Source organism: uncultured Amaricoccus sp. (assembly GCF_937858865.1).
In the GTDB taxonomy this organism is placed as follows: domain Bacteria; phylum Pseudomonadota; class Alphaproteobacteria; order Rhodobacterales; family Rhodobacteraceae; genus Amaricoccus.
This window is the reverse complement of the sequence record NZ_CALLYO010000111.1, coordinates 1-10,056: the sequence shown is the minus strand read 5'-3', so window position 1 is coordinate 10,056 and position 10,056 is coordinate 1. Positions and strand designations below refer to the sequence as shown.

At 72.4% G+C, this 10,056-nt stretch carries 11 protein-coding genes; 5 read left to right on the top strand and 6 right to left on the bottom strand.

From position 1 onward, the window contains the following. The 4 genes from Q0112_RS02995 to Q0112_RS02980 form a co-directional block, all read left to right on the top strand. On the top strand, positions 1 to 236 hold a 236-nt coding region (locus Q0112_RS02995), incomplete at its 5' end, for a nitrilase-related carbon-nitrogen hydrolase (RefSeq protein WP_297971209.1). Between the two features lie 31 nt (positions 237 to 267). Beyond that, entirely contained in the window at positions 268 to 1,518 is a 1,251-nt protein-coding gene (locus Q0112_RS02990; protein ID WP_297971206.1) for an FAD-binding oxidoreductase, read from the top strand. A gap of 4 nt (positions 1,519 to 1,522) precedes the next feature. Continuing rightward, complete coding sequence (locus Q0112_RS02985) at positions 1,523 to 2,524, top strand: 4-hydroxyproline epimerase (RefSeq protein ID WP_297971204.1); 1,002 nt, start codon at positions 1,523 to 1,525, stop codon at positions 2,522 to 2,524. A gap of 109 nt (positions 2,525 to 2,633) precedes the next feature. Next, on the top strand, positions 2,634 to 3,593 hold the full coding sequence (locus Q0112_RS02980; RefSeq protein WP_297971201.1) for a dihydrodipicolinate synthase family protein: 960 nt from the start codon (positions 2,634 to 2,636) through the stop codon (positions 3,591 to 3,593). A gap of 54 nt (positions 3,594 to 3,647) precedes the next feature. Here Q0112_RS02980 and glmM read toward each other — a convergent pair whose 3' ends face one another. The 4 genes from glmM to Q0112_RS02960 are packed head-to-tail and all read right to left on the bottom strand — an operon-like array spanning position 3,648 to position 7,539. Continuing rightward, positions 3,648 to 4,988 (bottom strand): phosphoglucosamine mutase, encoded by a 1,341-nt coding sequence (glmM, locus tag Q0112_RS02975; protein WP_297971198.1) that lies wholly within the window; start codon positions 4,986 to 4,988, stop codon positions 3,648 to 3,650. 4 nt (positions 4,989 to 4,992) lie between these two features. Then, the gene (folP, locus tag Q0112_RS02970) at positions 4,993 to 6,009 is read right to left on the bottom strand and encodes a dihydropteroate synthase (protein WP_297971195.1); all 1,017 of its coding nucleotides are present in this window, start codon (positions 6,007 to 6,009) and stop codon (positions 4,993 to 4,995) included. Positions 6,010 to 6,028: 19 nt separating this feature from the next. After that, positions 6,029 to 6,583, bottom strand: a complete 555-nt coding sequence (locus tag Q0112_RS02965) for a thioredoxin family protein (RefSeq protein ID WP_297971192.1) — start codon at positions 6,581 to 6,583, stop codon at positions 6,029 to 6,031. Further along, positions 6,580 to 7,539, bottom strand: a complete 960-nt coding sequence (locus Q0112_RS02960) for a dihydroneopterin aldolase (protein ID WP_297971190.1) — start codon at positions 7,537 to 7,539, stop codon at positions 6,580 to 6,582. The genes Q0112_RS02965 and Q0112_RS02960 overlap by 4 nt, the downstream gene beginning before the upstream one ends. A 172-nt stretch (positions 7,540 to 7,711) precedes the next feature. On the opposite strand from Q0112_RS02960, the gene Q0112_RS02955 reads away from it, so the two are divergent. Next, a complete protein-coding gene (locus tag Q0112_RS02955; RefSeq protein WP_297971189.1) occupies positions 7,712 to 8,323 on the top strand; it encodes a CAP domain-containing protein in 612 nt (203 codons plus the stop codon). A gap of 27 nt (positions 8,324 to 8,350) precedes the next feature. On the opposite strand, the gene Q0112_RS02950 is transcribed toward Q0112_RS02955, so the two are convergent. Next, positions 8,351 to 9,046, bottom strand: coding sequence for a cell wall hydrolase (locus Q0112_RS02950; RefSeq protein ID WP_297971186.1), 696 nt, complete (start codon positions 9,044 to 9,046; stop codon positions 8,351 to 8,353). A 189-nt stretch (positions 9,047 to 9,235) separates the two neighbouring features. Continuing rightward, positions 9,236 to 10,056: ArgK/MeaB family GTPase (locus tag Q0112_RS02945; RefSeq protein ID WP_297971184.1), on the bottom strand; the 821-nt coding region annotated here is incomplete at its 5' end.

Here is a 10,056-nt window from a genome sequence, read left to right as displayed (position 1 = left end):
TGGTGCCGGCGCGGGCCTACGAGAACCGGATGTTCGTCGCCTATGCCAACTGGTGCGGCGAGGACCACGGGCTGGCCTTCGGCGGCGGCTCGGTGCTCGTCGGACCCGACGCCGCGCCGCTCATCGCCGCCGGCACCCGGCCGGCGCTGCTCGTGGGCGAGCTGCCGCGGCTCGAGGATTATCCGCCGGAGCTCCTCTCGTCGCAGGCGGCGGACTACCGCCCGCTGCGCTCTTGAACGGCGGGGCCGGTCGGCGTTAGTTGCACATATGGCGTATGCAGGCAGGGCAGAGCGGGTTCCCGACGTCGTCGTCATCGGGGCGGGCGTCATCGGCCTCTCGGCCGCGCTCGCGCTGCAGATGCGCGGGCTCGCCGTCACCGTGCTCGACCGCGAGGGGCCGGCGGCCGGCGCCTCGGCCGGCAACGCCGGGGCCTTCGCGTTTTCCGACATCCTGCCGCTCGCCTCGCCCGGGATCATGCGCAAGGCGCCGCGGTGGCTGTTCGACCCGCTCGGGCCGCTGAGCATCCCGCCCGCCTATGCGCCGCGGATCGCGCCCTGGATGCTCCGCTTCTGGCGCGCCTGCGCGCCGGCCAGGGTCGCGCATTCGACGGCGGCGCAGACCGCGCTCATGGATCTCGCCAAGGCCGAGCTCGAGCCCTTCCTCGCCGCGACCGGCACCGCGCAGATGCTGCGGCGGAACGGGGCGCTCGAGGTCTACGAGTCCGAGGCGGAGTTCCGCGCCGGCCTGCCCGGCTGGGAGGCGCGCGGCGCGCACGGGCTCGCCTTCCGCCACCTCGGGCGCGCCGAGATGGACGAGATCCAGCCCGGCCTCGCGCCGCGCTTCGTCCGGGGGACCTTCACGCCGGAATGGCTGTCGATCGCCGACCCGAAGCTCTACACGCTCGCCCTCGCCGAACGCTTCCGGGCCGGCGGGGGCGCGATCGAGCGGGCCGAGGTGCGGCGCCTCGCCGCCGCCGGGGACGGCGTCGCCATCGACGGCGGGCGCCGCGCCGGGCACGTGGTGCTGGCGGCCGGGGCCTTCTCGCACCGGATCGCGCGCAGCCTCGGCGAGCGCATCCCGCTCGAGACCGAGCGGGGCTACAACACGACGCTGCCGCCCGGCGCCTTCGACCTGCGCTGCCATCTCGTCTTCGGCGGGCACGGCTTCGTGGTCGGGCCGCTCTCGACCGGCATCCGCGTCGGCGGGGCGGTCGAGCTCGGCGGGCTCGAGCGGCCGCCCGACTACCGCCGGGCCGCGGCGATGCTGCGCAAGGCGGCGGCCTTCCTGCCCGGGCTGGAGAGCGGGGGCGGGGTGCAGTGGATGGGCTTCCGCCCGTCCCTGCCCGACACGCTGCCGGCGATCGGCCGCTCGCGCGCCACGCCGCGCGTCGTCCATGCCTTCGGCCACGGGCACCTCGGGCTCACCCAGTCGCCCGCCACCGCACGGCTGGTGGCCGACCTCGTGACCGGGGCGGCGCCGCCCATCGACCTCACCCCCTTCTCGCCGCAGAGGTTCTGACGCCATGACCACGCACACCTTCTCCTGCATCGACGGGCATACCTGCGGCAACCCGGTGCGGCTCGTCGCCGGCGGCGGGCCGCGGCTCGAGGGCGCGACCATGCTGGAGAAGCGCGCCCACTTCCTGCGCGAGTACGACTGGATCCGCACCGGGCTCATGTTCGAGCCGCGCGGCCACGACATGATGTCGGGGACGATCCTCTATCCGCCGACGCGGGCCGACTGCGACGTGGCGGTGCTGTTCATCGAGACCTCGGGCTGCCTGCCGATGTGCGGCCACGGCACCATCGGCACGATCACCATGGGGATCGAGAACGGCCTCATCACCCCGCGCGCGCCGGGGCGGCTCTCGATCGAGACGCCGGCGGGCAAGGTCGACATCAGCTATGTGCAGGAGGGGCGCTTCGTCGAGGAGGTGCGGCTGACCAACGTGCCGGGCTACCTGCATGCCGAGGGGCTGAGCGCCGAGGTCGAGGGGCTGGGCGAGATCGTGGTCGACGTCGCCTATGGCGGCAACTTCTACGCCATCGTCGAGCCGCAGAAGAATTTCCGCGACATGGCCGACCATACGGCCGGCGAGCTGGTCGGCTGGTCGCCGAAGCTGCGCGCGGCGCTGAACGCCAGGTACGAGTTCGTCCATCCCGAGCACCCCGAGATCCGCGGGCTGTCGCACATCATGTGGACGGGGGCGCCGCGGGTGGCGGGGGCGCATGCGCGCAACGCCGTCTTCTACGGCGACAAGGCGATCGACCGCAGCCCCTGCGGCACCGGCACCTCGGCGCGGATGGCGCAGCTCGCCGCCAAGGGGAGGCTCGGGGTCGGCGACGAGTTCTGGCACGAGTCGATCATCGGCTCGATCTTCAAGGGCCGGGTCGAGGCGGCGGCGGAGGTCGGCGGGCGGCCGGCGATCGTCCCCTCGATCGCCGGCTGGGCGCGGATGACCGGCTACAACACCATCTTCATCGACGACCGCGACCCCTTCGCGCACGGCTTCGTGGTGAAATGAGGCGCGCCGGGCGCGGCTTTGGCGTGGACTTATTGCATACAAACTGTATACTAAACGCAAGCCGGCGCGATTCGCGCCGGGCAACTGCAAGCCCTGGAGGAGGCACCCGATGAAATCCGAGATCTTTTCCGGCACCATCCCGGCGCTGATGACGCCCTGCAAGGACGACCGCACCCCCGACTTCGACGCGCTGGTGCGCAGCGCGAAGGAGCTCGTCGGGGCCGGCATGTCGGCGGTCGTCTACTGCGGCTCGATGGGCGACTGGCCGCTCCTCACCGACGCCGAGCGCATGGAAGGCGTCGAGCGGCTGGTCGCGGCGGGGATCCCGGTCATCGTCGGCACCGGTGCCGTCAACACCCGGAGCGCGGTGGCGCATGCCGCCCACGCGCAGAAAGTCGGCGCCAAGGGGCTGATGGTCATCCCCCGCGTCCTGTCGCGCGGCAGCGTGATCGCGGCGCAGCGGCATCACTTCAAGGCGATCCTCGCCGCCGCGCCCGACCTGCCGGCGGTGATCTACAACAGCCCCTACTACGGCTTCGCCACCCGGGCCGACCTCTTCTTCGCGCTGCGGGCCGAGCATCCGAACCTGATCGGTTTCAAGGAGTTCGGCGGCGATGCCGATCTCTCCTATGCAGCCGAGCACATCACCAGCCGCGACGACGCGGTGACGCTGATGATCGGTGTCGATACCTCGGTCTTCCATGGGTTCGTCAACTGCGGGGCCAAGGGGGCGATCACCGGGATCGGCTGCGTGCTGCCGCGGGAGGTGCTGCATCTGACGGCGCTCTGCCGGGCGGCGGCAGGCGGCGATGCGCGGGCGCGGCGCTATGCCAAGGAGCTCGACGATGCGCTGCACGTGCTCGCGACGGTCGATGCCGGGCCGGACCTCGTGCTCTTCTTCAAGCACATGATGGTGCTGAAGGGGCATCCCGAGTACCGGTTGCACTTCAACGCGACCGACGAGCTCTCGCCCAGCCAGCGGGGGTTCATCGAGGCGCAGCTCAGGCTCTTCGACGCCTGGTATGCCGACTGGTCTCGGCAGGGCGACGTGCAGGCCTGCGCCGCCTGACCCTCTCCCGAAGCGGCCCCGCCGCGGGCGGAGCCGCTTTCGACGCGCGCCGCGTCAGGCGAAGCGGGCGACCTCGGCCTCGATCTCGCCGACGACGGCCTTGAGCAGGTCCGGGTCCTCGCACTCGCCCATGATGCGGACGAGCGGCTCGGTCCCCGACTTGCGGATCACGAGGCGCCCGCGCCCCTGCATCCTGGCCTCGCCGGCGCTGATCGCCGCCCGCACGCTCGCCTCGTCGAGCGGCGCCGCGCCCTTGCGGAAGCGGACGTTGGTCAGGACCTGCGGGAAGGCGGGGAAGACGCGGGCGAGCTCGCTGGCGCGCCGTCCCGTCTCGACCATCGCCGAGAGGAACTGCAGCGCCGCGATCAGCCCGTCCCCGGTCGTGACATAGTCGGTCATCACGATGTGGCCGGACTGCTCGCCGCCGAGGTTGAAGCCGCCCTCGCGCATCGCCTCGACGACGTAGCGGTCGCCGACGGCGGTCCTGAGCAGCGTCAGCCCCTGCGCCGCGAGGTGGCGCTCGAGCCCGAGGTTCGACATGACGGTGGCGACGAGGGTGCCCTTCGCCAGCCGGCCCTCCTTCGCCCAGCGGTCGGCGACCAGCGCCATGATCTGGTCGCCGTCGGCGACGACGCCCTTCTCGTCGATGATCATCACCCGGTCGGCGTCGCCGTCGAGGCTGATGCCGAGGTTGGCCCCGTGGGCCCGCACCGCCGCGCGCGCCGCCTCCGGGTGGGTCGAGCCGCAGGCGCTGTTGATGTTGAAGCCGTCCGGCGAGACGCCGACCGGGACCACCTCGGCGCCGAGCTCCCAGAGCACCTCGGGCGCCGTGCGGTAGGCCGCCCCGTTGGCGCAGTCGACGACGATCTTCAGCCCGTCGAGCCGCTGGCCGCGCGGAAAGGTGGTCTTGGCGAACTCCATGTAGCGCCCGCGCCCGTCGTCGATGCGGGTCGCCCGCCCGATGCGCGCCGGCTCGGCCAGCGCCGGCTCGCCCTCGAGGAGGTGCTCGATCTCCTCCTCGGCGGCGTCGGAGAGCTTGAAGCCGTCGGGGCCGAAGAACTTGATGCCGTTGTCCTGGTAGGGGTTGTGCGAGGCGGAGATCATCACCCCGAGGTCGGCCCGCATCGAGCGGGCGAGCATGCCGACCGCCGGCGTCGGCACCGGCCCGACCAGGAAGACGTTCATGCCCACGGAGGTGAAGCCCGCGGTCAGTGCGTTTTCGAGCATGTAGCCCGAGCGGCGGGTGTCCTTGCCGATCAGGACCCGGTGCGCGTGCCCGCCGTTGGTGAAATAGCGCCCGGCCGCCTGCCCGAGGCGCAGCGCCGTCTCGGCGGTCATCGGCGCGTCGTTGGCGCGCCCGCGCACCCCGTCGGTGCCGAAAAGCTTCCTTGCCATGTCTCTACTGCTCCTCGTCCCCGTTCAGCGCCAGCCAGAGCCGGAGCGCCTGTCGGGTCTCCTTTACGTCGTGCACCCGTATCACCTGCGCGCCCCGGCGCAAAGCCTCGAGCGCGACCGCGATCGAGCCCGGCACGCGGTCGGCGGGAACCGGCACCTCGGCGATCGCCCCGATGAAGCGCTTGCGCGAGGCGCCGAAGAGGATCGGGCAGCCGAGCCCGTGCAGGAGCGCGAGGCCGCGGACGAGGGCGAGGTTGTGGGCGACCGTCTTGCCGAAGCCGATGCCCGGGTCGACGAGGAGGCGCGTGCGGGGGATGCCGGCCGCCTCGGCCGCCGTCACCCGCGTCTCGAGGAAGTCGCAGACGTCGAGGAGAACGTCCTCGTAGGTCGGCGCGTCCTGCATGGTCCGCGGATCGCCGAGCGCGTGCATCAGGCAGACCGGCCGGCCGGAGGCCGCGGCGAGCGGGAGGCTGTCCGGGTCGTGGCGGAGTGCGGAGACGTCGTTGAGGAGGTCCGCCCCGGCGTCGAAGGCCGCCCGCGCCACCGCGGCGTTGCGGGTGTCGATCGAGATCGGCAGCGCGAAGCCCTCGGCGCGCAGCGCGGCGATGACCGGGACGACACGGTCGGCCTCCGCCTCGGGCGACACCGGCTCGGCGCCCGGCCGGGTCGATTCCCCGCCGATGTCGAGGATGTCGGCCCCCTCGGCGGCAAGCGCGCGCGCCTGGGCGAGCGCGGCCTCCAGCCCGAGATGGGCGCCGCCGTCCGAGAAGCTGTCGGGGGTCACGTTGAGGACGCCCATGAGCCGCGGCCGGTCGAGCGCGAGGCCGCAGACGGGCTGGCGCGGTGCCGTGAGGCGCGCAGCCACCTCCGGCGGCAGGGCGGAAGCGGGGACGAGGCGGGGCGGCGCGCCGCGGCGATGCTCGGCGGCTTCGGAGAACCAGAGGGCGCCGCCGGCGAGCGGCAGCGCGTCATCCGGCCGCGGAGCGCCGCCCCGGACGATCGGCCGGTAGCGGGCGCTCATCCCCGGGCGTCGGCTCCGCTCACGCGGCCTTCCACTTGATCGAGCAGCCGATCGCCGGCTGCTGCTCGCGCGGGCCCTGCCCGGTGTTCGCGATCTGCCGCATGGCCTCGAGGAGCTCGGACCGCGCCGCCGGATTGGGGCTCCGCCCGCTGTCGTCGAGCCGGCCGCGGTACTGGAGCTTGAGCTCCGAGTTGAAGCCGAAGAAGTCCGGGGTGCAGACCGCGCCGTAGGCCCGCGCCACCGCCTGGGTGGCGTCGTGGAGATAGGGGAACGGCAGGTGATGCTCGCGGGCGAAGACCCCCATCTTCTCGTAGCTGTCGGCCGGATAGGCGACGGCGTCGTTCGAGCAGATCGCTGCCACGCCGAAGCCCAGGTCGTGCAGCTCGCGCCCCTGCCGGACGAGCTTGCCGATCACCGCCAGGACATAATCGCAGTGGTTGCAGATGAACATGAGGAGCAGCCCCTTCGGCCCCCTCAGCCCGTCGAGGTTCCAGATCTTTCCCTTCGTGTCGGGCAACTGGAAGTCGGTGGCGCGCCAGCCGAAGTTGACGAACGGGGGCGATGCGGCAGTCATGGACAACCCTCCTCTCCGAATTCGGCGAGCTCCGCCGGGCGTTCGGCGCGGCGAAGCGTCAGATCGGCGCGCGCGCGGCCGCCGGCCGGCAGGGCAGCGCCCGCGACGACGAGCATGCACGCCCCGACCGACTCGGCAAGCCAGGCGGCGAGCGCAACCGGATCGCTGGCATCGACGACCCGGTCCACGGCGGCGGACGCCATGTGCGCCGGCGCCCAGACCGGGCGGCGTCCGGTCTTCATCGCCCAGTCGAGCTCGGTGCGCGTCGCCACCACCGCGAAGCGCGGGTCGGCATCGGCGAAGGCCCAGGCGGCCTGCTCGACGGCGAGAAGGCCGATCCGCCGCTGGCCCTCGGTGGCGGCGGCGGGCTGCGGCCAGGCGGGTGCGAGGCAGAGGACGAACGGCTGCCGCCAGCCGGCGAGGGCATCGCGCCACGCCGGCGAGGCGGCGAGGTCGGGGGCGAGATGGACGATGCGCGGCCGAAGCGCGCTGGCCGGGGGCGCCGGCGGCTCGACCGGGCGGAGGCGGCGCGCCTCGTCGCCGATGCGGGCGCGGACGATCTCGACCCCGAGCGCGCCGGGGATGCGGTCGAGCTTCTCGATGCGGACGAAGGCGCGCAGGGCGCGCGGGTCGGCGAGGCAGCGGGCGGCGACGCGCTCGGCCAGCGTCTCGAGCAGGTTGATCCGCTCGGCGGCCAGCTCGTCCTCGATCGCCTCGGTGATCGTGTCGTAGGAGATCACCTTGTCGACGTCGTCGTCCCGGGCGGCGGTATGGTGCGAGACCTCGAGCACGACGTTGAAGCGGACCCGCTGGGCGACGCCGCGCTCGGAGCGGAAGGCGCCGATCTCGACCTCGCGCACATAATCCCTGACCGAGATGCGATCGAGCGGCGGGCCGGCATGAGTGGCGCTGGCCCGCACGTGCGGCGGCTCGAAGGCGATTGCTGTCTCGTCCATGGCACCCCCGCCCTGCCCGCTGGAAATAGCGCCGGCGGTGCCGGGGATCAAGTGCAGCAAAGCTGCGTCAAATCCTCCGCGATTAGTCGGGGCGGGGAACTCGCGCGTTAAGACGCCAAAAAGGGCGAGGCCACAGACTTCACCCCGGCTCGGCCAGCACCGGGAGGGAAGGATGCGACAAGCCTTGCGCCTGCTTGCGGCAGGTATCGTCTTTCTTGTCGGCGCATCGGCGCAGGCGGCGGATGCGCGGTTCAACCGGCCGATTCCGCTCGACCGCCCGGACCAGGCGCTCTTCGCCGAGGCGGTGCTCTTCTACTCCAACGAGGCCCGCCGGCAGCACAGCCGCCCGCCGCTGAAGGGCGACCCGCGGCTGGCGCGGGCGGCGGCGGATCACGCGCGGAACATGGCGCGGCTGCGCACCCACAGCCACTTCCTGCCGGTCCGCGGGCAGGCCGACCTCTCGCAGCGGATGCACCGGCAATCGCTCGATTTCCGCAAGGCGGCGGAGAACATCGCGATGGACAAGGTCTACCGGCTGCTCGGCCGGCCGATCTCGATGGTGCACGAGGGCTGCCGCTTCACCTATGACGACACCAGGGAGCCGGTGCCGGCCCATACCTACGCGAGCCTCGCCCAACAGGTCGTGGCGCGCTGGCTGGCCTCGCCCAAGCACCGGGCCTCGCTGCTGTCGCGCAACTTCCAGCGGCTCGGAGCCGGGCTCGGCGTCGATCCGAAGGGGCCGGCGTGCGGCGACTTCTACCTGGTGCAGAACTTCGCCGACTGACGGGTTCGCGCGCCAGGCGTCCCGGGCCTAGTCGGCGGCCGCGACCTCGGTGCCGGAGCGGTAGAAGAGGTGATGGCCGATGCTGGCCGTGCGCACCATGCGGCTCGACCAGGAGGGACGCACCGAGCGGGTGTGGAAGTAGGTCGCCCCGTCGGTCACGGTCCGCGCGCGGCCGGCGAGCATCATCGCCGCCAGCTTCTCGGCGCGCGAGCGGGCGAGCGCGCTCTTCATCACGTCGGAATTGCCGTCGCAGGCATAGGAGAACTGGCATCCCTTGCCCGAACCGGCCCCCTGCTTCGTCACGCCGCAGACCGTGCGCGGGAAGCGGCGGTCGGACACGCGATTGAGGACCACCTCGGCGACGGCCACCTGACCCTCGAGCGGCTCGCCGCGCGCCTCGAAGTAGATCGCTTCCGCGAGGCACTGCCAGGCCTCGTCCCCGGAGGCGGCCGGCATGGCGTCGAGGGTGCGGAAATCGAGCGGCCCGGCGGATGACGCTTCCGGACTGGTGGCGACGATCTCGTCGGCGCGCGCCCGCGGGCGGAGCGACTCGGTCAGCGCGGCGAGTCGCTGGGACGCCGAATCGAGCGCGGATTGCTCCTGAGTGAGGGCACGGGTCGCCTCGATCCTGGCAGATCCGGCCGATGCCGGGAGGATGGCGGGGGCCGGCAAAAGGAGACTCAGGGCCGCCAAGCGGGCCAGGCGGCGGAGGGTCGTTTTCATCTTGCTTCCGTCGTTCGGGCCCGGCGACGGTTCGCACGGGCAGATAGTTTTGTTTCAAACGCAGCTTTGCTACCGGGCGGATGTGCCAGCCCGGCCGGCGGATAGTCCAGCCGTTTCAATATGTAAGCGGATTGTCGCCAATCGCCGTGAGAACCCGGGTGTCGCCCCAAAGGCGAAACCCGCACGGTTTCAGACGGTTTTCAGTACTTCGTTAACCAATCCGGACACCTGATTCTCGAGGCATCGAAGCCAGGCGAAGGGCGCCTCGAGATCGGGCCGGAGGGGAGCCAGGGCGGCGAAGCCGATGGTCCCGAACGATTCGAGGAGATGCGCCGAGGCCCAGGCGCGGACCTGCGCCCGGCGCCGCCCGGCAAGGTCGCCGATCGCATCGCGCGCGGCGGCGACGAGCGCGACCGCGCCGTCGAGGCCCTCCCCGGTGTGGGCGGAGACCAGCGCCACGCGCGCCTCCTGCCCGACGGCGAGCGAGAGAGCCCCGCGCAGGTCGCGCGCGGCGCGCCGCGCCGGCACGCCGAGGTCGCCCTTGGTGACGAGGACGAGGTCGGGGACCTCCATGATCCCGGCCTTCATGAACTGGAGCGCGTCGCCGGAGCCCGGCTGCACGCAGAGAAGGACGAGGTCGGCGCATTCGGCGATCTCGGTCTCGGACTGACCGACCCCCACCGTCTCGACCAGCACCCAGTCGAAGCAGGCCCGCATCAGCACCACCGCCGGAAAGGCCGGCCTGGCGAGGCCGCCGAGGTGCCGCCCTGCCGCCATCGAGCGCACGAAGACGCCGGGATCGTCGGGATCGAGCTCCATGCGGGCGCGGTCGCCGAGAAGCGCCCCGCCCGAGACCCCGGAAGACGGGTCGACGGCGACGACGCCGACGGTCTGCCCCGATTGGCGAAGCTTCCGCACCAGGCTGTTGGCGAGCGTGGACTTTCCTACGCCGGGAGGGCCGGTCAGCCCGAGCGCGACGCCCCGGGGGGTCTGCCAGGCGGCGTCGAGGA